The 23,959-nt window shown below is 72.1% G+C and carries 16 protein-coding genes; 8 read left to right on the plus strand and 8 right to left on the minus strand.

Annotated features, from left to right (window positions below; all coding sequences use genetic code 11):
- Window positions 1–10: 10 nt before the first annotated feature.
- From I5071_RS30955 to I5071_RS30965, 3 genes are all read right to left on the minus strand, one after another.
- Entirely contained in the window at window positions 11–2,701 is a 2,691-nt protein-coding gene (locus I5071_RS30955) for a TonB-dependent receptor domain-containing protein (protein ID WP_268921163.1), read from the minus strand.
- Window positions 2,702–2,801: 100 nt separating this feature from the next.
- Complete coding sequence (locus I5071_RS30960) at window positions 2,802–5,573, minus strand: TonB-dependent receptor domain-containing protein (protein ID WP_236516859.1); 2,772 nt, start codon at window positions 5,571–5,573, stop codon at window positions 2,802–2,804.
- A 215-nt stretch (window positions 5,574–5,788) separates the two neighbouring features.
- Window positions 5,789–7,507, minus strand: a complete 1,719-nt coding sequence (locus tag I5071_RS30965) for a serine/threonine protein kinase (RefSeq protein ID WP_236516860.1) — start codon at window positions 7,505–7,507, stop codon at window positions 5,789–5,791.
- Between the two features lie 236 nt (window positions 7,508–7,743).
- Between I5071_RS30965 and I5071_RS30970 the strand changes: the two genes are divergently transcribed.
- The 7 genes from I5071_RS30970 to I5071_RS31000 all read left to right on the plus strand — a co-directional run bounded on the left by I5071_RS30970 (window position 7,744) and on the right by I5071_RS31000 (window position 15,724).
- Window positions 7,744–8,436: a hypothetical protein gene (locus tag I5071_RS30970; RefSeq protein WP_236516861.1), complete on the plus strand. Its 693-nt coding sequence runs from the start codon at window positions 7,744–7,746 to the stop codon at window positions 8,434–8,436.
- On the plus strand, window positions 8,415–10,325 hold the full coding sequence (locus I5071_RS30975) for a HEAT repeat domain-containing protein (RefSeq protein WP_236516862.1): 1,911 nt from the start codon (window positions 8,415–8,417) through the stop codon (window positions 10,323–10,325). The genes I5071_RS30970 and I5071_RS30975 overlap by 22 nt, the downstream gene beginning before the upstream one ends.
- A gap of 55 nt (window positions 10,326–10,380) precedes the next feature.
- Window positions 10,381–10,668 carry an exodeoxyribonuclease VII small subunit gene (gene xseB, locus I5071_RS30980; RefSeq protein ID WP_236516863.1) on the plus strand — a complete coding sequence of 96 codons (288 nt, stop codon included), beginning with the start codon at window positions 10,381–10,383 and terminating at the stop codon, window positions 10,666–10,668.
- Window positions 10,665–11,708, plus strand: coding sequence for a hypothetical protein (locus I5071_RS30985; RefSeq protein ID WP_236516864.1), 1,044 nt, complete (start codon window positions 10,665–10,667; stop codon window positions 11,706–11,708). Before xseB ends, I5071_RS30985 begins: the two co-directional genes overlap by 4 nt.
- Complete coding sequence (locus I5071_RS30990; RefSeq protein WP_236516865.1) at window positions 11,708–12,052, plus strand: hypothetical protein; 345 nt, start codon at window positions 11,708–11,710, stop codon at window positions 12,050–12,052. The genes I5071_RS30985 and I5071_RS30990 overlap by 1 nt, the downstream gene beginning before the upstream one ends.
- Window positions 12,053–12,242: 190 nt before the next feature.
- Entirely contained in the window at window positions 12,243–14,537 is a 2,295-nt protein-coding gene (locus I5071_RS30995) for an OmpA family protein (RefSeq protein WP_236516866.1), read from the plus strand.
- Between the two features lie 125 nt (window positions 14,538–14,662).
- Entirely contained in the window at window positions 14,663–15,724 is a 1,062-nt protein-coding gene (locus tag I5071_RS31000; protein ID WP_236516867.1) for a 1-aminocyclopropane-1-carboxylate deaminase/D-cysteine desulfhydrase, read from the plus strand.
- 3 nt (window positions 15,725–15,727) lie between these two features.
- Here the strand turns inward: I5071_RS31000 and I5071_RS31005 are convergent, their stop codons facing one another.
- Both I5071_RS31005 and I5071_RS31010 read right to left on the minus strand, forming a co-directional pair.
- Complete coding sequence (locus I5071_RS31005; RefSeq protein ID WP_236516868.1) at window positions 15,728–16,873, minus strand: hypothetical protein; 1,146 nt, start codon at window positions 16,871–16,873, stop codon at window positions 15,728–15,730.
- Window positions 16,874–16,909: 36 nt separating this feature from the next.
- Window positions 16,910–17,656 (minus strand): AraC family transcriptional regulator, encoded by a 747-nt coding sequence (locus tag I5071_RS31010; RefSeq protein WP_236516869.1) that lies wholly within the window; start codon window positions 17,654–17,656, stop codon window positions 16,910–16,912.
- A gap of 545 nt (window positions 17,657–18,201) precedes the next feature.
- Here I5071_RS31010 and I5071_RS31015 point away from each other — a divergent pair.
- Window positions 18,202–21,804, plus strand: coding sequence for a PQQ-binding-like beta-propeller repeat protein (locus I5071_RS31015; RefSeq protein ID WP_236516870.1), 3,603 nt, complete (start codon window positions 18,202–18,204; stop codon window positions 21,802–21,804).
- A 9-nt stretch (window positions 21,805–21,813) separates the two neighbouring features.
- On the opposite strand, the gene I5071_RS31020 is transcribed toward I5071_RS31015, so the two are convergent.
- The 3 genes from I5071_RS31020 to I5071_RS31030 are packed head-to-tail and all read right to left on the minus strand — an operon-like array spanning window position 21,814 to window position 23,904.
- On the minus strand, window positions 21,814–22,947 hold the full coding sequence (locus I5071_RS31020; RefSeq protein WP_236516871.1) for a hypothetical protein: 1,134 nt from the start codon (window positions 22,945–22,947) through the stop codon (window positions 21,814–21,816).
- Complete coding sequence (locus tag I5071_RS31025) at window positions 22,947–23,438, minus strand: hypothetical protein (protein ID WP_236516872.1); 492 nt, start codon at window positions 23,436–23,438, stop codon at window positions 22,947–22,949. The genes I5071_RS31020 and I5071_RS31025 overlap by 1 nt, the downstream gene beginning before the upstream one ends.
- Window positions 23,431–23,904: a hypothetical protein gene (locus I5071_RS31030; protein ID WP_236516873.1), complete on the minus strand. Its 474-nt coding sequence runs from the start codon at window positions 23,902–23,904 to the stop codon at window positions 23,431–23,433. The genes I5071_RS31025 and I5071_RS31030 overlap by 8 nt, the downstream gene beginning before the upstream one ends.
- Window positions 23,905–23,959: the final 55 nt, after the last annotated feature.

Raw genomic sequence — 23,959 nt, forward strand, 5'->3', positions numbered from 1 at the left:
CCTCCGCTTCTCACATCCGGTAGGCGACGGTGAGCATGAAGCGCGCCGACAGCTCCTGACCAAAGGGATGCTGTCTGTGTCGATTGTCGGTGATGTTGTATCCGACGATCCCGATATCGAGATGATCGTCGAACAGCCGATATCCGATGCGCGCGTTGATCAGGTAATAGGCCGGGAGATCGAATTCGCCGTACGCCACACCACCCCCGCCCTCGGTGGTGAAGACCTGCTCGAGCCAGCGCTGCTCGCTCGCGAAGTGGAAGTCGACGCTGATGTCGAGACCGAACTCCGAGCGATACTGGATGCCCGCGTTCACGTGGTGCGTGCTCGTGCGCGCCTCTTCGGTGCGGAACACGCCGCTCGCGGTCGCGGGGACCGTCGTGAACGTCTGGTTGATCGCGTAGTTCGCGTAGATGTCGAGGCCGGTGACGGGATAGATGCGCGTCATCGCCTCGCCGCCCACCACGTCGAAGATCGGCGGCTCGTTCTGGAACGTGATCGTGCCGACCGGATAGCTCGCGGTGCCGCGCGAGTAGCTCTGCAGGAAATCGCCCTGGTCGACGCCACCCGAGTAATCGGCGAGCCGGAACGGCTGGACCTGTGCGAGCGAGATCAGATTGCTCACACGGTTGTAATAGACGTTGATCTCGAAATCGAGGAACTCGAACTCCTCGTTCCGGTAGCCCAGCTCCGCCGAGAGGATGTTCTCCGGCTGCAGCGGCTCACCACGCGCGATCTCCGAGCCTTGTGCGATGACGTGCACGCCCGGGATCGGAGTCGGATTGCGGAGGTCGAGATACGACTCGAGGAACGTCGGAGTGCGGAACGCAGTGCCGACCGATGCGCGGATCGTCGAGCGCTGCGACGGATGCACGAGCACCGCGCCGCGCGGCGAGAACACCGGGTCGGGCAGGAGCGGATGGAAGTCGGTGCGGAAGCTGCCGACGACGCTCAGCCACTCGGTGAGCCGCATCGCGTCCTGGATGAACAGCGCGTAGTGGTTCTGCTCGTACGCCTGGCCCAGGTAGTCCCACGCGACCGTCTTGCGGCGATAGCTCGCGCCGACGTGCAGGTTGTGGTGGACCAGCAGATCGAACTCCTGCGCGAACTCCGCTTCGACGTCGAAGGTGCCGGAGACGAAGTCGCCGCGCACCGGATCGCCGCCGCGCGGCACCGAGCCGAGCTGCGCCTGCGCGTCGAAGTGCGTGTAGAACGCGCGGATCGAGCCGTAGGGCGTCTCGATGCTGCCGAGCACGTGCCCGACCGGGCCGCGCGCGATGAAGTCGCGCAGCGGGCCGGTGCCCTGGAAGTTCTGGAGTCGATCGACGATGCCGCCCTGCAGACTGACCTGCAGCTCGGGGATGATTCGATATCGAAGGCTCGCGTTCGCGAACCCACCCGCCGTCGCGGCAGCGGGATCGCCGTACTCGTCGGGCGTGAAGTAGTCGACGCGATCGGGGCCGACCTCGCGCGTGAATCGATCGGCGCGCAGATATCCGGCGGCGATGCGATACGCGAGCCGCTCGATGCGCCCCGACGTCTGCGCGTGGCCCCAGAGCGTGTTGCCGTTGCCGCCGCCGAGGATCGCCTCGGTCGAGGGCTCGCCGGGAGCGCGCGTGATGATGTTGACGATGCCGCTGAACGAGTTCGCGCCGTAGAGCGCCGACGCAGGACCGCGGATGATCTCGATGCGCTCGACGTCCGAGGGGCCGACCGGCAGCGTCGCCCAGAGCGTCGCGCCGAGCGTGTCGATGTACGTCGATCGTCCGTCGACGAGCACGAGCACGCGGTTCGACAGACGCTGGTTGAACCCACGGATGCCGAGGTTCGAGTCGACCGGCGTCGTGGTCATGACGTCGACGCCCGCCGCGCGGCGCAAGGCCTCGGGCAGGCTCCAGAGACCGCTGAGGCGCAGGTCCTGCCGCGAGATGACCGTCGTCGAGGCCGGCGCATCGAGCGGCGACTGCGCGAAGCGCGCCGCGGACACGACCGACTCCTCGTACACGTCGGACTCGGCCGCGCGGATCGCGAGCGTCGGATCGACCGCGGGATCCGGGCCCCCACCGGCACCACCCTCGCCCGCGCCACCCGCCGAGCCCGCGCTCCCCACGGGATCGACGGTGCGCCCGCGGGTCACCCCCCCCACGCGACCACGGCTCCGCAGATCGACGGCGAGCGAGCGCAGCTGCTCGGCACGACGCCGCAGCGCTTCGCTCTCCGTCGCCTCGGCGAGCGCCGCGATCTGCGTGGCGGAGTCCTCGAGCGCCTGGATCTCCTCGATCGACGCGAGTGGCCGCGCACCGCTCGAAGGCTCCGACGACGACGACGTCGTGGTCGTCGAGTCTCCGGCCCGCTGCGCACGTTCGCGCGCCGCGACCGCGGCCTGGCGATCGCCGATCGCGACGAGGAACTGCTGCACTTCGCTGCGATCGGGCGGGTCGGTCTCGAGGTACCGCTCGAAGTAGTCGCGCGCTTCGTCGTAGCGCCCGCTCTCCGCGTAGGCGCGCGCGATGTTGTAGAGGACGTTCGGGTGCGGAAGGATCTCGTAGGCCTCCTGCAGCGCCGCGACACCCTCGTCGACACGGCCCTCCGCGATGAGCGCCATGCCGCGACGGAAATGCGTGCGGGCCTCGGTGCGAACGTCTGCACGTGCGACCGAGCTGATCCCCAACGCACCGGTGAGCACCGTCGCGACGAGCATGGAGCAGCGGATTCGTTGACCGAGTACGAGTGCCAAGGTGGAGGCCCGAGGTGAGGCCCGCGCTCGCTTCCCCCCGAGCGCGGGCGATCGAAGCGCCGGATCAGAACCGAACGGTCACCGAGCCGAGGAAGCGGCGATCGATGGGCTGACCGAACGGGTGCTCGCGATGCCCATCGTCGATCAGGTTCGTGCCGACGAACGCGAGCTCGAGCTGATCATCGAAGAAGCGCCAGCCGACGCGCGCGTTGAGCGTCGCGTACGCAGGCAGGTGGAAGCGGCGGAACGCGACGCCACCGCGCTCGGGATCGAGCTCCTGCTCGACCCAGTACTGGTCGCTCTGCCACGAGAAATCGACCGAGAGATCGAGGCCGAACGGCGAGCGGTACTGGATGCCCGCGTTGACCATGTGCGCGCTGGTCCGCTGGTCGTCGTGGAGCGGGCCGGCGGCTCCGTCGTATCCGACGAACGGGCTGGTCTCGTGGATCGCGTAGTTCGCGTAGATGTCGAGACCCTGCACCGGGAACACGCGGAGACCGATCTCGCCACCGATCTGCTGGAACTGCTCGGGCTCGTTCGCCCACTCGAGCGCCGAGAGCGGATAGGCCTGGTGCTCGGGGAAATATCGCGCGAGCGGATTGCCACCCTGGAAGTCGGCCAGTCGGAACTGCTGATTGCGAGTCAGCAGGATCTGATCGAGCACGATGTTGTAATAACCGTTGAGCTCGAGCGCGAAGTACTCGGTCATCTGGTTCATGTAACCGAGCTCGACCGAGATCAGACGCTCCGGGTTCAGCCCTTCGTTGCCGATGCCGAACGCCGTCACACCGCGCAGCGGCGTGTTGTTCGGCACCTGCAGGTACGACTCGGCGAACGTCGGCGAGCGGAACGCGGCGCCGCCGGTGAGGCGGATCGACTGGCCCGGCGTCGGGTGCACGACCACCGAGCCGCGCGGCGAGACCTGCGGGCCGGCGAGCGGGTGGAGGTCGCCGCGGATCGAGAGGACGACCTGGAGCACGTCCGAGAAGCGCAGCGTGTCCTGGAGGAAGAGCGCGCCGTGGTGCTGGGTCTGCACCTGATCGCGCAGCCACTCCCAGTCGACTTCCTTGAAGCGATAGGCGAGGCCGCCGATGAACTGGTTCTCGACGCCGAGCAGATCGAACGTCTGCGAGAACACCACCTCGGCGTCGATGACGTCGGAGCGACGCACGCTCTGGTCCTGGATGAGGTCGAGACCGCCGGGGATCACACCGACGTTGTTCACGTCGGTGTTGAAGCGGTTCCAGAACACGCGCGACGAGAGGCCCCACGGCGTCTCGAAGCTCGCGTAGGTCTGCGCGAACGTGACGTTCTGCGGGCGCAGCTGACGCAGGCGGCTGACGCCCTGGAAGGTGAACTCACCGGTCGAGATGCCCGAGCCGGCGCGCGCGGTGTAGCCGCCGTCGAAGCGATAGCTGACGTCACCCTGGAACGAGAGGCGCTCGTACCCGAGGTTCGGATCGCGCCCCGAAGGAATGATGTCGACGCGCTGGTCGGACACCTCGCGCGCGAACTGATCCTCGCGCTGGTAGCCGCCCGCGACGCGGAAGCGGAATCGATCGGCGCGCGCGTACACGCCGCTGCGCACCATGAGCTGTCCGCCCGTGCCGACGTTCGCGCTGACGTAGCTGCGACCTTCGCCGATCGGACGCGTGATGATGTTGATGATGCCGGTGACCGCGTCGGCGCCGTAGAGGGCCGAGGCGGGACCACGGATGACCTCGATGCGCTCGATGTCCTCCATGTTGAGCGGCAACATCCCGAAGATCGTCGCGCCCAGGAAGTCGAGGTACACCGAGCGACCGTCGATCAGCACGATGGTGCGGTTCGAGAGGCGCTGGTTGAGGCCGCGGATCGAGATCTGCGGGTCGCCGGGGTTGCTCTGCTGGATCGACACACCGGCAGCGCGGCGGAGGACGAGCGCAGGCGACTGCAGGCCCGACAGGCGGATGTCCTGCGCGGTGATCGTCGTGGTCGAGTTCGGCGCATCGAGCGGCGACTGCGCGGCGCGCGACGAGCTGACGACCGACTCTTCGTACGTGTCGCCCTGACGGCCCTCGCCGAGCTGCAGCGAGTCCTCGCCGTCGGGCTGCGTCTCGCCCTCGGCGAGCTGACCACTGCCCTGCGTGGTGCTCGAGCCGCCGCTCTCGCCCGGCTCTTCACCCGGCGACGTCCCGGGGACCTCGTTGATGCCCGCGGCGTCGGCCGCGTCGCGGCGCGAGCGCAGGGTCTCGGCGAGCAAACGGAGACGCTCGGCGCGCTGGCGGAGCGCATCGCTCTGCGTCGCCTCGGCGAGCGCGGCGATCTGCGTCGCGGAGTCCTCGAGCGCCTGGATCTCCTCGGCAGTCGCGAGCGGCGCCTCGACCTGCGGCTGAGGCTCGGTGGTCGGCGTCGGCTGGGCTGGCTGTGCCGCTGCGACCGCGCGCTGCTGCTGCGAGTCGATGCGCTGGCGCAACGCGGTCAGGAAGCTCACGACCTCGTCGCGATCGGCGGGGTCGCTCTCGAGATAGCGCTCGAAGTACTCGACCGCCTCGGCATAGCGGCCGGCCTCGGCGTAGGCGCGCGCGATGTTGTAGATGACGTTCGGGTGCGGGAGGATGTCGTACGCCTCCTGCAGCTGCGCGACGCCCTCGTCGATGTTGCCCTCGGCGATCATCGCCATGCCGCGGCGGAACATCGTGCGCGCTTCGGTGCGCACGTCGGCGTACGCGATGCTCGGATCCAGCGTGGCGAGCGCAACGCCCGCGAGCAGCCCGGTGAGGAACAGTGCGCCGGCACGACGGCGCTTGTGATCGGCCTGGGTCGGGACCATGAGTCGGGCGGCAGGCTCGCTCACCTGGGCACCTCCGTTCGCGCGCGCGTTCACTTCGTTCAAGCAGGACCTCGCTGCAGGCTGCTGGGTTTCCTACCGGCGGGACGCGTAGACGGACGGACCCCTGGCCTCGCACGCTGCGAACGCAGCGCGGGCCGGGACCCTCCATCCCGTTTTCCAACCGGGTTGTACGAGCGTGACGGGCACGACCACCGACCGGGCGATGGTCGCGCAAGCCGTCAGTACGGATCCAGTTTGTACCCCTTGACCGGACCCACCGGACCGTCGGACCCCCCACCTTCGGGGCGACGGGGCGGACGCGGGCGGAACGGCCTTCCGGCCGCCGCCGCCTCCAGCTCGGCGCTCACCTCGAGCGCGTCGCCGGTGATCGTACGAGTCACCGAGAAATCGCGGTGACCCGGGAGCTCGAAGCGGAACGTCACCTGACGGCCGCGCTCGGCATCGACGCCGGTCCATTCGACGTCTGCGGGCGTCGGACCGTACTGGCGCGTGATGCCGTCGGCCGACTCGACGCTGACCATCGCGCCGGCCGGCGTGGAGCGCAGCGACACGAGGGTGTGCACGACCTGAGGCTGCGTCGGGGTGCCCGTGCCGGTGGAGACCGAGGTGCCGCCCCCGGCGGTGCCGGCGGTGCTCGGGTCCGGCCGCTCGCCGGTGGGCAGCGGCGGCGGGACGGTCGTCGTCGCGACCGGCGTGTCGGTCGGCTGGCCGCCGCTGTTCATCGCGACCACGCCGACGGCCGCCAGCACGAGCAGCGACACCGCGGCGATCACGTAGGGCAGACGGCTGCGCGTGGGCTGCTCGACCGAAGGCGGCGCGCCGAGCGCGCCCGGCGAGCTGCCGAGGGGCAGCGGCGTGCCGGTCGGCGTGAGCGAGGGCGTCGGCCCGCTGCCGGTCGCCGTCATCGAGAGCGGGTCGCCGCTGATCGCGACCGCGGGGAACGCGCCCGTCGCGTTCGGGATCGAGAACTCGCCGCTGAGCGACTGGTGGATCGAGAGCCCGCCGAGGCCCGCGTCGACGCTCACCTGCTTGAGCGCGACCAGCAGCTCGTCCATCGAGGCGAAGCGGTCTTCCGCCTTCTTCGCCATCGTCTTCATGACGATCTGCTCGAGGATCGGCGGGACGTGCACGTTCGGGTTGATCTCCCGCATCGCGGGAGGCGCCTCGTGCACGTGCGCCATCAGGATGTTGACCGAGTTGGGCCGATCGAACGGCACCTTCCCGGTGAGCATCTCGTACATGATCACGCCGAGCGCGTAGATGTCGGCGCGCCCGTCGACCCGCTCGCCGCGGATCTGCTCGGGCGACATGTACTTCGGCGAGCCCATGAAGAGGCCCGTCTGCGTGAGGTCCTCGCCCTTGTCCTCGAGGTTCTTCACGAGGCCGAAGTCGAGCACCTTCACGAAGTCGCTCTCGTCGCCGTGCTTGACGAGGTAGACGTTCGCCGGCTTGAGGTCGCGGTGGATGACGCCGAGCCCGTGCGCTTCGCGCAGCGAGCGGCACACCTGACGCGCGATGTGGAGCGCGCGGCCCGCGTCCATCGGGCCGGCTTCGCGCAGCGCGCGATGGAGCGTCTTCCCCTCGAGGAGCTCCATCGCGATGTAATAGATGTCGTCGTCGGTGCGGCCGTAGTCGAAGATCGACACCGTGTTCGGGTGCGTGAGCTTCGCGGTCGTCGACGCCTCGAGGAAGAAGCGCTTGTGGAACTCGGGGTCGCTGTCGCCCGAGTAGTTCGGGTTCAGGACCTTGAGCGCGACCTCGCGCCCGAGCGGCGCCTGCTCGGCGCGATAGACCTTGCCCATCCCGCCGCGCGCGATGAGCGACACGATGCGGAAGCGATCGTTGATCACACGTCCGATCAGCGGATCGGGCCCCGACTGGGACGACGCCGATCGACCGCCGGCTGCCGGCGCGCTGCCCGAAGCGTCAGCCGCCACACGCCCTCCCGGGCGTGCGCCGACTCGAGCTCCGCTTCGAGACGGATCGCACGATTGCACCCTCTGCGATCATTGATCCCTGGCTCTCCGATCCGTGTCAATGCCGGACTTCGAGCGACCGGTTCAGAGGGTACCCGAGATACGCGAGCGACGTCGAGGGTGTGTTTTCCAGCGCCCTGGAGGTCTTGCTAGGAGGGCGCGGGCACTGCAGTCTCGATCGACGGAGGTGGCGAGAAGTGTTGCCCCTTTACGTCGTGCTCGCGGGGACGATCGCGGGTGTCTCGATGGTGATCTGGTCGATCCAGCGCGCGCGTCAGCCGATGCTGCGCGAGGCGGCCACACGCACCTCGATCGCCGAGCTCACGCCAGGGCGCTTCCGGGTGATCGGGCGGGTGATCGCGATCCGCACGACCCCCAGCGAGATCGACGGCGCGGCGTGCGTCTACGTGGAGCGCGCGCGCTACGCCTCGGTGGGCGGGGGCCTCGTACCGCTGATGCGCGAGGTGGATCACGGCTGGTCCGCGCATCGTTTCTTCCTCGACGACGGCTCGGCGCGGCTGCTCGTCGATCCCGCGGAGGTGCTGATCGACTGCTCGACGGCGACCGGTGACGGCGGGCTCGTCGCGGAGCGCAGGCTGCGCGCGGGGGAGGAGATCGAGCTCGTCGCGCGCTTCCGCGCGGCGGATCGTGCGAGCACGCCGGACCTCGACGAGGGCCCGTATCGCGCGCCTGCTTCGGCGTGGGAAGCGGTCGCCGACGACGTGGGCCCGCCGCGCATCTCGTACCGCACCGAAGAAGGCATGGAGCGGGCGAGCCTCGACGAGATCAGCACGTTCCTGCGCGGCGCAGGGGCCCTCATGATCGCGACCAGCTTGCTGTTCGGCGGCGTGATGCTCTGGCTTCACTGGTGGCTCGCGATCCCCGTTTGATCGCGATCGTCGCGCTCGCGATCTCGTGCGTCGCGGCGAGCGCGCGCGGGTGGATCGAGCGGCTGCCGATCGAGCGCGACGTGCGCGCGCTGGTGTCGAGCGATCGCGCGGCGCGCAGAGGAGCCGCGCGTCGGCTCGGTCGGGAGGGCGCGCAGGGGATCGCGGTGGACGCGCTGCTCGGCGCGCTCGAGCGCGAGACCGATCCCGAGGTGCGCGCGGAGATCGTGGACGCGCTCGCGCGGCGCCGTGACCCCCGGGCGATCGAGGCGCTGAGCGACAACGTGCTGCGGCTGCGAGACGAGGAGCGCGAAGCGCGGGTGCGCGCGCTCGCGGCGATCGATCTGCCGCTCGCGCGTCGTGCCCTCGCGGCGGCGCTCGGTGGGCCCGCGGCGGAGCTCGCGTCGGCGCGGCTGATCGAGCTCGGAGGTGTGGTGGTCGACGAGGTCGCGCCCTTGCTCGACGTGCCGGCGATCGCGCCGCGCGCCGCGATGGTGCTCGGGCGGATCGGGGATCGACGCGGTGTCGAGGCGCTGATCGCGCACGTCGGGACGGAGGACGTGGACTCGCGCGTCGCGGTGATCGACGCGCTCGGGGTGGCCGGCGACGAGCGCGCGAGCCCGGTCGTGCTCGCGGCGATCACGGACGGAGACGCGCGGGTCGCGATCGCGGCGCTGCACGCGATCGCGCGGATCGGCGGGCGCGACGCGAGCGATGCGATCGCGGCTCAGATCGCGCGTGAAGAGGTGTCGATCGCGGCGATCGAAGCGCTCGCGGTGATCGATCCCGCGCGCGCCGCGCCGATGCTCGACGAGGCGCTCGCCGGGCCTGCGCGCGAGGCCGCGTGGAGCGTGATCGTCGGGATGCCCGACGTCGCGTTCGTGGCGCTGCTGGCGCGCGCTGCGGACGATGCGCGCACGCGTGGCGCGGCGTGCGATGCGCTCGCGCGGATCGACGAAGGCGCGGGCGTCGAGGCGCTGCGCGCGGTCGCGAGCCGACACGAGGACGCGCACGCCGCGCTCGCGATCGCAGTGCGGCGATGGCGCGATCTCGAGGGATCGACGCGCGACGGCGCGCTGCGGGTGATCGCCGGGGGAGGCGACGTGGATCGCGCGCTGCTGCTGCGCGCGGTGGCGCGCGACGAGCGCGCGAGAGACGCGATCCGAGCGCGCCTGACGAGTGACGACGCGAGCGTGCGCGCCACCGCGGCGCGCGCATTGGCGATGCTGGGTGCACCCGACGACGCGCTCGCGGCGGCGATCGCGCGCGAAGACGACGTGGTCGCGCTCGAGATCGAGATCGCGGCGGCGAGCGCGCTCGGGATGCAGCTCCCCGCGCCCTCGCTCGCATGGCTCGACGATCGCGAGCGCGCGGCGATCGCGCTGCGAGCGCTCGCGATCGCGCGCGACGCCGAGCTCCCGCGGGAGGCGCGCGATCGACGGCGCGCGATGCTCGCCGCGCTGCGCTCCGAGGTGCCGCGGGTGCGGGCTCTCGCCGCGACGTCGCTCGCGCACCGGCGCGACGATCGCGCGCGGATCGCGATCGCCGCGTTGCTCGAGGACGGCACGCCCGAGGTGCGCCTCGCCGCCGCGAGCACGCTCGCACGGCTCGAGGGGGGGCGCGACACCCACGTGATGCCCGCGATCGCATCGCGGCTCGCGATCGAGCCCGAGCCCCGGGTCCGGCGCGCGCTGCTCGATGCCCTGCGGGGGGTCGCGGTGGGCGCCGAGGGCGAGACCTGCCTCCACGCCCGGCTCGATCGCGCGGCCGCGATCGACGTCGACATCGTGCTCGCCGACGGCACCTGGCTGCGCGAGCGCACCCTCTCGACCGGCGAGCTCGTCGTGTGCGACCTCGCCCACGCCGAGGCCGACGTGCGGCTCGCTCCCTGAGGACGAGTGAATCGTCGTTGACCCCGGGGCCGCGGCTCGTGCATCGTCGTTCGCCGTGACCGAGCCGGCGGAGCCCGCGTTCGAAGCGATCCTCGCGCGCCTCTCCGAGGTGGTCGGGGAGCTCGAGCGTGGCGATCTGCCGCTCGAGCGCTCGCTCGCGCTCTTCGAAGAGGGCGTGCGCCTCGCGCGCCTCGGTGGGACGCGCCTCGACGACGCGGAAGCGCGCGTCGAGGAGCTGCTCGCCGCGGGCGAAGGCGGCGTGCGCACGCGCCCGATCGATCCCCGGACGACGACGGCCGACGCGCCCAACGCGTCGCGCCCGCAGCAGAGAGAGCCCCGATGACCCAGGTCCTCCAGATCCCCACGCCGTTCGCCGATCTCAGCGAGCTCACCGAGAACTTCGCGCAGCGCGTCGACGAGGAGCGGCTGATGCTGCCCCACGTCGAGCCGATGCCCGAGGGCGAGTGGGTGCAGTTCACGGTGCTGCTGGGCGACGGCAACGTCGCGATCGCCGGCGTCGGGCGGGTGCAGGGCTCGTTCGACAACGGCGAGGAGCATCCGCCGGAGTACCGCTTCGACGTCGTGCTCGACTCGCTGCAGTTCGAGGGCATGCACGAGGTCATGTTCGAGCGCCTCCTGATGGCGCGCGCGTCGCTCGCGGGCGGCGAGCCGGTGACCGGCGAGGTGTCGGTCGAGGAGCTCGAGCGCGCCGCGGCGGTGCAGCCCGCGGCCGAGGCGAGCGAGCCCGAGGCCGCGTGGCAGGACGACGCGCAGGACTGGCCGGCGCAGGCCGCTGCCGAGGAGCCGGTCGAGCCGGAGCCGCCGCAGGACTCGGGCACCGGTGAGGTCGACGTCGGCGAGCTCGCGGAGGTCGCGTCGTACGGCGATCACGCGGCCGAGCCCACGCCGCCGCCCGCGCGGGCTGCGGCGCCCTCGCAGCGCCCCGCGCCGCCCTCGCAGCGTCCCGCCGCGATCAAGCGCCCGCCGGCCCAGCCCTACCCGACCCGCGCGCGCGAGCCCGGCAAGCTGCCCTCGCCCCACTCGTTCGAAGGGCGCGCGCTCACGCGTCCCTCGCTCGATGCGGTGTGGACGCCCACGCCCGCCGAGCGCCCCGATGCCGCGCAGTCGAGCGGCTATTTCGATTACCAGGGTGGCGTGCCGCGCCCCGCGCATCCGCCGCGCCCCGAGCTCGACGCGTCGCTGCGCGTGATCCCCGCGCCCCGTCCGGGCGCGCCGTGGCCGCGCGCGCAGGCAGCGGTCGCGGCGGCGGCAGCGGCGGTCGCGATGTCGGTGGGCGAGCCCGCCGACTCCGGCTTCGAAGAAGAAGAAGTCTCGGCGCAGGTCGAGCTGCCCGACGGCGACGGCGAGCGCGAAGAGTGGTGATGCCGGGGCGCGCGCGCTATCTCTCCAAGATGCGCGCGCGCCTCTTCGCGCTCCTCGCGTCGATGACGATCCTCGGTGTCGCCGCGACGGCGCTCGCCGAGCCGGTCGTGGTCGTCCATGTGCGCCGGTCCGGCAACGAGGTGGCCGACGCGGAGGTCGTGCTGCGCGACGCCGACGGCGTGATCGGCAGCTGTCGCACCACCGCGGGCACCTGCGAGATCCACGGCGTGCGCCCGGGACGCGCCACCGTCAGCGCGCGCGACGATCAGGGCAACGAGACGCCCGGGCGGCCGGTGATGATCCCGCCCGACGGCAAGGTCTCGCTCTTCGTCGCGGTTCCCTGAGAGCCGTCGGGGCGCGCTGGGGCGTCCGTCGTTCGTGCGTTCGCGCAGCGGTCTGAACGATCGTTCAACGCGCGCGTCGGAACGATGGATTTCTGCGCGCTTGGCCACGACCGCGACGGCGGGCCGAAACCGTGATCTGCCCTTGTCAGCTGTGGTAGAACGCGGTCGCGCTCAGTCACAGGAGCACCGGATGCGACTTTCGACTTCACTCGCTCTTTTCTCCCTGCTCCTCCTCGCTCCAGCTTCGTCCATCACACCCTCGGTCGCGCTCGCGCAGGAGTTCGACGAGTTCGACGAGGAGTTCGAGGAAGAGGAACGCGAGGAGCAGCGCCGCCAGGCCGAGCCTCCCGCCGAGGAGGAGACGGAGCTCGAGGAAGACGATCTCGAGTCCGACGAGTTCGGCGAGGAAGAGACGGAGACCCCGCCGTCCGCCGAGCAGCCGGCGGCCGACACCGGATATCGCGGCCGCGGTGGCGACCTCATCCGCGATCGGCCGAGCGATGCGTGGCGTGATCGCCGCATCGTCCTGCACAACACGTGGGGCGGCTCGGTCGGCGGCATCCACGTCGTCGACGCCGGCTCGGGTCCGAGCGAGACGTTCCGCGTCCAGCTCCTCACCGACTTCTTCTTCGCCGACGGCTTCCTCAACAGCGGCACGAACCACAGCCACATCGGCGGGTCGCTGTCGATCAGCTGGACGCCCTTCGACTTCATCGAGCTCTACGGCTCGCTCGCGAGCTACGCGAACTCGACCGACAACCCCGCGGAGAGCCCGCAGCTCTTCCAGGTGCTCGGCGACTCGATCCTCGGCGTGAAGGGCTACTACGAGATCCTTCCGTTCCTCGTCGTCGGCGGCGACGTCTCGGTCCACCTGCTCAACACCGTCGGCGACATCGGTCTCGTCGGCGACAGCACGAGCGTCGGTCTCCGCGCGAACCTCACCGCGGATCTCCGCGGCCTCGAGTCGCCGATCCCGCTGATCGCGCGCCTCAACCTCCAGTACTACTTCGACAACTCGGAGGCGCTGATCGGCGGCGCGGAGCAGGCGCGTTACAACGGCCTCCCGACGACCGGCCCCGACGCGCGCCTGCCCTTCGAGGACGAGACGCGCCAGCTGCTGACGCGCTTCGAGCGCTACTCGCTCGGCATCAACCGCACCGACTTCTTCGACGTCGGGATCGGCCTCGAGGCGCCGTTCACGGTGATGCAGGACTTCACCATCAGCCCGATCCTCGAGTGGATGCTGCGCGTCCCGGTGAACCGTCAGGGCTACAACTGCCTCTACGTGCCCGACCCGATCACCGGCGAGCCGATCGCGGGTGACGACGGCTGCCTCGAGCGCCAGGGCTTCGAGGCGTTCCCGAGCACGCTCACGATCGGCGTGCGCGTGATGCCGCCCTTCCGTGGTCTCTCGATCACCGCGGCGGTCGACATCGGCACGACGGGCATGTCGACGTTCGTGCGCGAGCTCGCGGGCAACGCGCCCTACGACGTGATCCTCGGGCTCGGCTATGCGTTCGACGCGATGCCGCGCATCCAGACGGTGGAGCGCGAGGTCGAGCGCCGCATCGAGATCACCACGCCGCCGCCGCCGCGCGGTCGCGTGATCGGCAGCGTCGTCGAGGCGGGCACCACCACGCCGATCGCGAACGCGACGGTGACGTACGTCGGCCGCGAGCTCACGCCGCAGTCGACCGCCGCGGACGGGCGCTTCGTGAGCTACGAGCTCGAGCCCGGCGAGGTCGTCGTCGACCTCACGCACCCCGAGTACAACGCGGGTCGCTGCAGCGCGACGATCGTCGCCGAGGGCGGTGACGTCGAGGTCCGCTGCGAGCTGCAGCCGCTGCCGCGCCTCGGCGACGTGCGCGGCACGCTGCGCAGCGACACCGGCACGCCGGTCGTCGGCGCGAACGTGCAGGTCACCGGACCGCAGGCGTTCAGCGTGTCGAGCGACGCGGGCGGTGGCTTCGCGCGCCAGGGCCTGCCGCCCGGCACGTACACCGCGCGCATCGACGCCGAGGGCTACCTCATCACGCAGGAGACCTTCGAGGTCCGCCCGCGCGAGACGGCGACGCCCGAGATCACCGTGATCGCCCGCCCGCGCCGCGCGCTCGTCGACGTGCGCGCGCGTGAGATCATCATCCGCCGCCAGGTGAACTTCGCGACCGACAGCGCGGAGATCCTGCCCGACAGCGCGCCGCTGCTCAGCGAGATCGCGGACGCGCTGCTGCGCAACCCGCAGATCCGCCGCGTGGAGATCCAGGGCCACACCGACAACCAGGGCGAGGACGCGCACAACATGGACCTCTCGCAGCGTCGCGCGGAGGCGGTGCGCACCTGGCTCATCGGGCTCGGCGTCGAGGCGGATCGCCTGACCGCGCAGGGCTACGGCGAGACGCGCCCGCTCGTTCCGAACATCACGGCGCCGAACCGCGCGCGCAACCGCCGCGTGCAGTTCATCATCTCGGATCGCGCCACCGAGTGATCCGGGCCGCCGGGTGACCTGAGCGCGAGACGCGACACACCGAGAGAGGCCGGTCCCGAAAGGGGCCGGCCTTTCGCGTTTTCACGCGTGCGTCGATCGACGCGTCGAGTACGATGGCCGCGCCGATGACATTGCTCGTCGAACGGTGGCCTCGCCTCTCCGCGATCCCCCACGTCGACCTCGGCAGGTCGCCCACACCGCTCGAGCGGCTCCCGAAGCTCTCGTCGATCGCGGGCGCCGAGGTCTGGTGCAAGCGCGACGACCTCACCGGCACGCTCTACGGCGGCAACAAGGTGCGCAAGCTCGAGTTCCTGCTCGCGCAGGCCGAGGCCGAGGGCGCCGACACGATCCTCACGACCGGCGCGGCGGGCTCGCACCACGTGCTCGCGACCACGCTCTACGGCCGGCGTCGCGGCTTCGAGGTGCACGCGGTGGTGATGCCGCAGGTGCGCAACCCGCACGTCGAGGAGAACCTGCGCGCCGATCTGAAGGGCGGCGCGATCCTCCACCCGTTCTCGGGCTACGCGATGTTCCCCGCGGCGATGGCGGGCGTCGCCGCGAAGCTCAAGGTGCAGAAGAAGCGCGTGTTCGTGATCGGCCCCGGCGGGAGCGACGCGACGGGCGTGCTGGGCTACGTCGAAGCGGGGCTCGAGATCGCGCGGCAGCTCCTCGATCTGCCGGGGCGCGAGCCCGACGCGATCTACGTCCCGCTCGGCAGCGGCGGCACCGCGGCCGGGCTCGCGGTCGGGCTCGCGGCAGCGGGCGTGATGGCGGAGATCGTCGCGGTGCGCGTGACGCCGCGGCACCTGCTCAACAAGGCCGTGCTCTCGACGCTCACCCGCGGCCTCGTGCAGCGGCTGCGCGAGCACACCGATCGTTTCCCGGGCGTCGGCGAGATCGCGATGCGGAACCTGACGATCGAGGAGGGCTTCCTCGGCGAGGGCTACGGATATGCGACCGGCGCCGGACGCGAGGCGGGACGCGTCGCGGCGGAGACCGAGGGCCTCACGCTCGACGCGGCGTACACCAGCAAGACCCTCGCGGCGCTGCTCGCGCACGCGCGCGGTCCGCGCAGGGGCCAGCGGCTCATGTACGTCCACACGCTCTCGAGCGCGCCGATGACGCCGCTGCTCGAGGGCGCACCGCCCCTGCCCCGCGCGCTCGCGAAGCTGATGACCGAGCCCTGATCGTCACGGGCTCGCGAGCGCGTCGAGCGTGGCGCTGTACACGTCGCTCGACGACGCCTGGCCGAGCCCCTCCGCGCGGCGCCCACCGACGCTGTAGACGCGACCGCCGAACGCCGGCGTCTGGTGCACGTGGGCGCGCGGGTACGGCAGCGGCGCGAGCTCCTCGATCGCCCCCACGTGGCCGGTCGCGTCGAACGGCAGACGCACGATCCGATCGGTCGGACCTCCGCCGATCCCGCCGCCGACCATCATCACTGCGTCCTCGCGCTCGATCGCCGACGCCGTCCACGCCGGCTCCGCGAGCGCACCGACGTCCTCCCACGCGCCGAGCACGCCGCCTTCTCCGATCGCCGCGCGCACCACGCTCGTCGCCGGCGCCGGCGGGCCCGCGAACCCCGCCGCGACGTAGAGGTGACCGTCGTGCGCCACGAGCACGTGATGGCTGCGCTCCGCGGGCAGCGCGGTCTCGTCGCGCGCGTCGTCGATCACGCCGCCCGCGACCCGCAGCGAGCGCACCGCGGTGTGCGATGACGCCGCGCCCGCGCCTCCGCCGACCAGATACAGGCGCTCGCCCACGATCGCCGCCGCGCCGTGCAGCGTGGCCGTCGCGATCGCCTCGAGGCCCTGCCACGGCCCGACGTGGCCCTCGTCGTCGACGCTCGACCACATCACGAACGGGATCCACCCGAGCGAGCCGTCGTCGCGCGTGCTGACACCTCCGGCGAGCACGATCGTGCTCTCGGTCGTCGCGATCACGTGGAACGCGAGCGGCGCCGGGAGCGCGCGCTCGAGCTCCCACGCGCCGAGCGCTCCGTCGTCGCCGATCCGCGCGCGGTGGATCGTGTCGTGGATTGCCAGCGGCCGTCCGCTCGAGTCCGCGGTCATGCCGCCGAGCACGTAGAGGTACGCGCCCGCCGCGCTCTCGACGATCGCGGTCGCGTGGTGATCGACGCCCGTCGGGAACGAGGGCTCGCGACGCCACGGCGCGCGCAGCGCGGGCAGCGGCGGGCCTCCGTCGTCGGGCTGCGATGCGTCGGGCTGCGATGCGTCGGGCTCGACGTGGGAGCTCGCGTCGGACGACGCGTCGATCGGCGTGGACGGCGTGCTGCACGCGACCAGCAAGAGCACGGCGAGCGATGAAGTGCGCATGACGCGAAGCCGTGACGCTCCGCGCTGCGCGTCGCATCACGGCGATTGCTGCGCTCGTTCCGCGCGTTGCTCTTCTCGCCACGCGGCCGGGCTCTGCGCGAAGCACGCGCGGAACGCCTCGCTGAGCCGCCCCGCGGAGCTGAACCCGCACGCGAACGCGATCTCGACGATCGAGCGATCGGTCGCGCGCAGCAGGATCGCAGCGCGCTCGGCGCGGAGCCGGCGCAGGTACGCCATCGGCGCGAGGCCCACGTCGCGCCGGAACGAGCGCGCGAAGTGGTGGCGGCTCATGCGGGCGCGGCGCGCGAGCTCGCTCAGCGTGACCGGCGCGGCAGGATCGCGGTCGAGCGAGCGCACGACCCGGAGCACGCGCGGATCGATCGAGGTGCCGAGCGGCGCCGCGAGGGCGCGGGTCGCGTCGACGAGCGCGCGCGCCGCGCTCTCGAGCTCGCCGCGCGGCGCGGTCGGCGGCGGGAACGATCGCAGCACGCGCGCCACGTCGCCTTCGCACGGATGAACCCCGCTGGCGAGACTGACCTGCGGTGACGCGAAGAGGTGCAGCACGTGGCTCGTGACCTCGTCGTCGAGCGTCCAGCTCGAGTGCGGTGTACCCGGCGCGATCACCGAGAAGTGATCGGCGTCGAGGCAGTGGGGCGCGCCGTCGACCGTCGCGGCGATGCGGCCGCTCGTCACCCACACGATCTCGATCGTCGGGTGCGCCGCGTCCTGCGGCCCTCGCTGGAACGGCGCGATGGTGCGTGCGCTGTAGCTCGAGACCAGCATGCGACGGACGAGCGTATCAGCGTGTCCACCGACGGCGTCGGCGGAGCGGCGAAGGCGCGGAATCCCTGTCGGCGACGCGTGACCCGCTTCACGGGAAGCGTGGAATTCGCAGCACTGTCGTGTACTTCCGCGCGCGGAACCACGAGCTTCACCTCGTACACGCGAAGCTTCACCTCGTACACGCGAAGCTTCACCTCGTACACGCGAAGCTTCACCTCGGACACGCGAAGCTTCACCTCGGACACACGAAGCTTCACGTCGTACGCGCGAAGCTCGAACCGTACGCGCGAAGCTCCACCTCGCACGCGCGAAGCTCCCACTCGGACACCCGAAGCTCCAGGTCGGAACGAACGAGCTCCACCTCGGACACACGAAGCTGGAGGTCGGAGCCGACGAGCTTCACCCCGTACACGCGGAGCTTCACCTCGGACACGCGACGCTCCGGGTCCCGCGCACGTCGCTGCCACTCCGAGTCTTTCGTCTCCACCGCCCAAGGCGGTCACGTCGCGCTCGGTCGCACGCACTCGACAGGCGGAGGGGCCGTCATGGACCGAGGAACGTCGGGCGTCGCGCGCGGGGCATATCGCGCGCGCGGAGGGATCTGTGTCGTCGCGATCGCGCTGATCGCGAGCGGATGTGGCGCCGGGCAGGACGCGCAGCCAGCGTCTCCGCCACGCGCGCCGAGGCCCGCGCCCGCGGCGCCGGTCGCGATCGCGCCGCCACCCGCGCCGCGTGATCTCGACGGCGCCGCCGCGCGCCCGCCCGAGCCGACGATCCCCGCCGACACGACGCCGCTCGCCGCGCGCTTCACGCCGCGCCCGCTCGCGATGCCGCGGGTGCGCAGCGGTCGCAGCGCGCGCTTCACGTTCGACGGACAGCGACGCGGATGGTTCGCGCGGCTGCCCGAGGCGACACGCGAGAACCCGCTCACGCCGGTCTACGCGCAGGGCCGCGTGATGCTCGGCGGAGGCTTCTCGAGCCACACGTTCTACGCGTTCGACGCGCGCACCGGCGAGCTCGACTGGCGCGCGTCCGCGCCCGACGGCGGGCCCACCGCCGCGATCGTCGAGGACGGCAAGGTGCTGTTCAACACCGAGAGCTGCACCCTCTTCGTCGTCGATGCGCGCACCGGGAGGCAGCGCTGGTCGCGGTGGCTCGGTGATCCGCTGATGAGCCAGCCCGCCGCCGCGAACGGTCGCGTCTTCAGCGGGCACGTGCGCGACGGAGGTGGCTACGGGTTCACCGCGATGGACCTCGACACCGGCCGCGTGCTGTGGACGCGCAACGTGCCCGCCGACGTGCTCAACGCGCCGGTGCTCGACGGCACCGACGTGTTCTTCACCACGATGGACGGCACGGTGTGGCGCCTCGATCAGCGCACCGGGCGCGTGGTGTGGCGAGAGCGGCTCGATGCGACGAGCGCGCCCTGGCTCCACGGCGAGACGGTGCACGTCGCGCGTCGGACGCGCCGCCAGAACGAGTCGGGCGGGCGCGAGACGATCGAGGTCGCGACGGTGCTCGCGAAGAGCGATGGCGCGACGATGCGCGAGCACGAGGGCGCGCCCGCGTCGTTCCTGCCTTCGCGACCCGACAGCGGCGGCGTGCAGGCGGGATGGGCGTTCGAGGGCTCGCGCCCGACGATCGTCGACGGCCGCGCGTACCAGACGATCGGCAACGAGGTGCAGGCGCGCGACGCCGAGACCGGCGCGCTCCTGTGGCGTCGCCAGTACACCGACGCGGCGCGCACGCGGCCTGCGAGCTCACCGGCGATCGCGGGCGCGCAGATGGTGTTCGGCACGCGAGACGGAGTGATCTTCGGGCTCGACATCGACACCGGGATGACTGCGTGGGCGTACGACGTGGGCGAGCCGATCGCGGCGCAGCCGACGGTCGCGCACGGCTGGGTGTACGCGAGCACGACGCGCGGCGGGCTCGTCGCGCTCGAGGTGGGCGACGACACGCTCGACGGCTGGCACATGTGGGGCGGAAACGCGCAGCACACCGGCCCGGTGATCGGCGACGTCGCGCCGAGCGAAGCGGAGGAGCGACCGAGCGAAGGCACGCTGCGCCTCGCGGGCAACGCGCGCGAGGGCGAGGTCGCGGGGTTCGTGCTGCAGTCGACGCGCGTGTCGGCGCGCGTCAGCGGGTTCGTCGCGCGGGTGAGCGTGGAGCAGGAGTTCGCGAACCCCTACTCGCGCGCGGTGGAGGCGGTGTACCTGTTCCCGCTGCCCGAGAGCGCCGCGGTCGACGCGATGGAGCTGCGCGCCGGAGATCGTGTGGTGCACGCCGACATCCGCCGTCGTCACGAGGCGCGCGAGGCGTACGACGACGCGCGACGTCGCGGTGTGCTCGCGAGCTTGCTCGAGCAGGAGCGACCGAACCTGTTCCGTCAGAGCGTCGCGAACGTGCAGCCCGGTCAGAGCGTCCGGGTGGTGCTCCAGTACACCCAGGCAATGCCCTACGAGGAGGGCTCGCATCGATTCGTCTACCCGATGGTGGCGGGACCTCGTTATTCATCTGGTGAATCATCGACCCCGCGCCAGATCGTGCTCGCGCCGGGAGAAGCGCGCCCCGATCGCGTCGAGGTCGCGATCGATGCGGACCTCGGGGTCGCGGTGTCGGAGGTGGAGTCGCCCACCCACGCGATCGACGTGACGCGCTCGAACGATCGGCGGGTGCGGGTCTCGCTGCGCGAAGCGGCGCGCGCGGATCGTGATCTCGAGGTGCGGTTCCGGGTCGCCGGTGAGGCGCCCACCGTGTCGACGATGGCGAGCGCGCCGATCGAGGGCGACGCCGGGCATCTCGCGCTCTCGATCCATCCCCGGCTCGACGTGCCCGAGGGCGAGACCACGCCGCGCGAGCTCGTCTTCGTGGTCGACACCTCGAGCTCGATGAACGGACGCCCGATCGAGCTCGCGCGCGCCGCGACGATCACCGCGCTGCGTGGGCTGCGTGCGAGCGACACCTTCCGCGTGCTCGGCTTCTCGGATGCGGTGCGGGCGCTCGATGCGGGCGCGCTGGCCGCGACGCCCGAGAACGTCGCGCGCGCCGAGCGATTCGTCGGCGAGCTGCGCGCGCTCGGCGCGACCGAGATGATCTCGGGGCTGCGCGCCGCGCTCGAGCCCGCGGGCGAAGCGGGACGCATGCGCGTCGTCGTGCTGCTGACCGACGGGTACATCGGGAACGAGACCGACGTCTTCCGCGTGGTGCACGACGAGCTCGGCGATGCGCGCGTGTTCGCGTTCGGCGTGGGCAGCGCGGTGAACCGCTACCTGCTGGCGCGCGTCGCGGAAGAAGGGCGCGGCGACGTGCAGGTGGTGCTGCCGAGCGAGTCGCCGGAGCGCGCGGCCGAGGCGTTCCACGCGCGCATCGCGCGGCCCTATCTGACCGACGTCTCGATCGACTGGAACGGGCTCGCGGTGAGCGATGCCTACCCGCGTCGACTGCCCGATCTGTTCGCGGATCGCCCGCTGCGCGTGCACGCGCGGTATGCGCGCGGCGGTGAGGGCGAGATCGTGATCCGCGGTCGTGTCGCGGGACGTCCGTTCGAGCAGCGCGTGCAGGTGTCGCTCCCCGCGAGCGGCGGCGATGCGCGCGAGGAGCTGGGATCGATCTGGGCGCGCACGCGCGTCGGTGATCTGATGACCGCGCTCGAGCTCGCGCCGAACGCGACGCTGCAGGAAGAGGTCACGCAGCTCGGGCTGCGGCATCACCTGCTCACGCCGTGGACCGCGTTCGTCGCGATCGACGAGAGCCAGCGCGCCGAGGGCGAGGCCGTGCGCGTGGAGCAGCCGAGCGACCTGCCCTCGGGGATGGTCGCGAGCGAGCGCGCGATGCGCGGTCGTGCCGTGAGCATCGCGCCGCCGCCGCGCCCCGCGGCGAGCGGGGGAGCGAGCATGGGCGGGGGCGGCTACGGAAGGATGACGATGGGCGCGCTGGGAGCCGAGGAGCACGACGCGCCGGTCGCGGCGCCCGAGCCGAGCCCGCCGCCGGTCGCGCGGAGCGAAGCGCGCCGCAGGAGCTCGCGCAGCGACGGCCCGGGCATGTGCATGGAGCAGGCGCGCCGCGCCGATGGCACGATCGACGAGGACGTGCTGCGACGTTGTCTCGCCGCGCTCGCCGAGGTCGCACGGCCGCGCGAGGAGTGAGCGCGCGGCTCAGGGAGCGGCGGGCGCGGCCGGGGCCTCGGCGTACGCGACGAGCACGAGGCGCACGCGCTCTCCGTCGTCGGCCCGCGGCGCGCTCGCGCTCGGCTCGCGCCACACCACGCGCTCCTCGGGCACGCCTGCGGCGATCAGCGCACCGCGGGCCCACTCTCCGCGCTGTCGCGCGACGCGCGCCGCGGGGTCTCCGGTGCCGCTCACGTCGATCTCGATCGCGACCGGTCCGTGGGGCAGCGCGCGCAGCACCTCCGCCGCGCGCGCGATGCGTCCGCTCGCGCTCGCGCTCGGTGTCGCGGTGCCGGCGCGGAACACGTCGTCGAGCTCGATCGCGAGCCCGCGCTCGAGCTGCAGCGCGCGCAGCCGTGCGGCCTCGATCGCCTCGATTGCCGCGCCGATCTCCTCGCGCGCCGGGGCCGGACGCGATCGACGCACCGCGCCCAGCAGCGCACGCGCCTGCTCGTGCGCTTGCTCCGCGAGCTCGAGCGACTCCATCGGCGCGCTCTCGTTCGCCGAGCGCCGTGCGAGCTCCTCGACGCGCGCCAGCGCGCTCATCTCGCCGCCCATCGCCGCCGCCGCCGATGCGAGCAGGCGCGCGCGCTCCCGGATCGCGAGCGCAGCGCGACGCACCTGCGCGTCGTCCCCGACCGAGACGCGACGGCGACGCGAGGGCTGCGCCTCGTCCTGCTGCGCGCGCTCCATCGCGCTCGCGAGCTCTTCGCGCGCCGCGCGCGACGCCGCGAGCCTCGCGCTCTCCATCTCCACCGTGCGGGCTGCCGCCTCGTCGCGCAGCGCCTGTTCCTCGAGCTCGATCGTGCGCTGCTCGATCTCGAGCCGCGCCGCGTCCGCCTGCGCGCGCTCGCGCTCGGTGAGCGCCGCTTCTGCGAGCAGCCGCGCGCGCGTCGCGTGATCGGCCGCGGCCTCGAGCTCGCCCGCAGCCTCGGCACGCTCGACCTCTTCGAGCGCATCGCGCGCCGCCGCGACGAGATCGGGCGCGGTCTCGCGTGCATCCTCGAGCCCGCTCGCCTCGAGCTCGCGCCTCACATCGCTGGCCCGCCGCTGGCCGCCGCCACACCCGATCGCGAGCAGCACCACGACCACGATCGTGCGCGTGCTCGTCCACGCTCCCATCACTCTTCCTCCGCCCCCGCCGCTTCGCTCGCCGCGGGCGGCGGCGCCTCGGCCGCGCGCTGCATCCGCGCCTGCTCCGCGCGCGCGCGCTCCAGCGCCTCGCGCGCCGCCGTCGCCCGCGCCTCGGCCTCGACCAGCCGCGTCCGCGCCGCGTCCCGATCGGCGCGCGCTCGCTGCGATTCGATCCTTCGCTCCACCACGCGCAGCGCCGCGTCCGCGATCGCCTCGGCGCGCGCCGCCGCGATCGGATCCGCCGCCGCGCGCCGTCGATCCGCCTCGGTCAGCGCGCGCCGCGCCTGATCGAGCAGCTCGGTCGCGTTCGCGCGCTCGGCGCGCTCCTCGAGCGCGGCGATGCGCGAGCGCAGGCCGGCTGCCGAGCCCGGCACCTCCTCGCGCGCTTCCTCCTGCTCGCCCTCGACGATCACGTCCTGCGCCCGCGCCGTCGTCGCCGACAGCGCGAGCAGCAGCACCAGCACGAGACGCTCACGCACGCTTGGTCTCGAGCGCGCGCGCCGCATCGACGACGAGCCTGTCGAAGCTGCGCCACCACGTCGCCTTCGACGCGACCTGCGCCTGCCGCAGCTCCGACGCCCGCGCCATCAGCCAGCTCGCGCGCTCCGCGCTCACCCCGAGCCGCGCCCGCAGCCGCGCGAGCAGCTCCGTCTCCTCGGGATCCTCGACCGTGTCGGCCATCGCCATCCACGACGCGCACAGGTACACGAGCTCGCGATCGCGCTCGCGCAGCGGGCCCACCTCGAGCTCCTCGGGCGGCACCGGGCGCCGATCGGGCGACGTGAGATCGCCATCCCCGGGCAGCACCAATCCCATCGACATCGCCGCGGCTTGCGCCGCTTGACGCTCTTCCGGCGCGAGCTCTCGGTCGGCCCACGCCACCGACATCATCACTTCGAGAAGCACTCGACGTGCTTCGATCCCGATCGCGTCGATCGCGCCCATCCGCCTCTCCTCGTGGTCGCGATCCTACCTCACCGTGCAATCGCGAGCGCTCCGA

The organism is Sandaracinus amylolyticus, assembly GCF_021631985.1.
GTDB lineage: Bacteria > Myxococcota_A > Polyangia > Polyangiales > Sandaracinaceae > Sandaracinus > Sandaracinus amylolyticus_A.

What these genes read in the sequence shown, in the direction of transcription:
- I5071_RS31020 (WP_236516871.1), bottom strand. Translation starts at nt 22,947, where the DNA reads ATGGGAGCGTGGACGAGCACGCGCACGATCGTGGTCGTGGTGCTGCTC.
- I5071_RS31015 (WP_236516870.1), top strand. Translation starts at nt 18,202, where the DNA reads ATGGACCGAGGAACGTCGGGCGTCGCGCGCGGGGCATATCGCGCGCGC.
- I5071_RS31005 (WP_236516868.1), bottom strand. Translation starts at nt 16,873, where the DNA reads ATGCGCACTTCATCGCTCGCCGTGCTCTTGCTGGTCGCGTGCAGCACG.
- I5071_RS30995 (WP_236516866.1), top strand. Translation starts at nt 12,243, where the DNA reads ATGCGACTTTCGACTTCACTCGCTCTTTTCTCCCTGCTCCTCCTCGCT.
- I5071_RS30985 (WP_236516864.1), top strand. Translation starts at nt 10,665, where the DNA reads ATGACCCAGGTCCTCCAGATCCCCACGCCGTTCGCCGATCTCAGCGAG.
- I5071_RS30955 (WP_268921163.1), bottom strand. Translation starts at nt 2,701, where the DNA reads ATGCTCGTCGCGACGGTGCTCACCGGTGCGTTGGGGATCAGCTCGGTC.
- I5071_RS31000 (WP_236516867.1), top strand. Translation starts at nt 14,663, where the DNA reads ATGACATTGCTCGTCGAACGGTGGCCTCGCCTCTCCGCGATCCCCCAC.
- I5071_RS31030 (WP_236516873.1), bottom strand. Translation starts at nt 23,904, where the DNA reads ATGGGCGCGATCGACGCGATCGGGATCGAAGCACGTCGAGTGCTTCTC.
- I5071_RS30990 (WP_236516865.1), top strand. Translation starts at nt 11,708, where the DNA reads ATGCCGGGGCGCGCGCGCTATCTCTCCAAGATGCGCGCGCGCCTCTTC.
- I5071_RS31010 (WP_236516869.1), bottom strand. Translation starts at nt 17,656, where the DNA reads ATGCTGGTCTCGAGCTACAGCGCACGCACCATCGCGCCGTTCCAGCGA.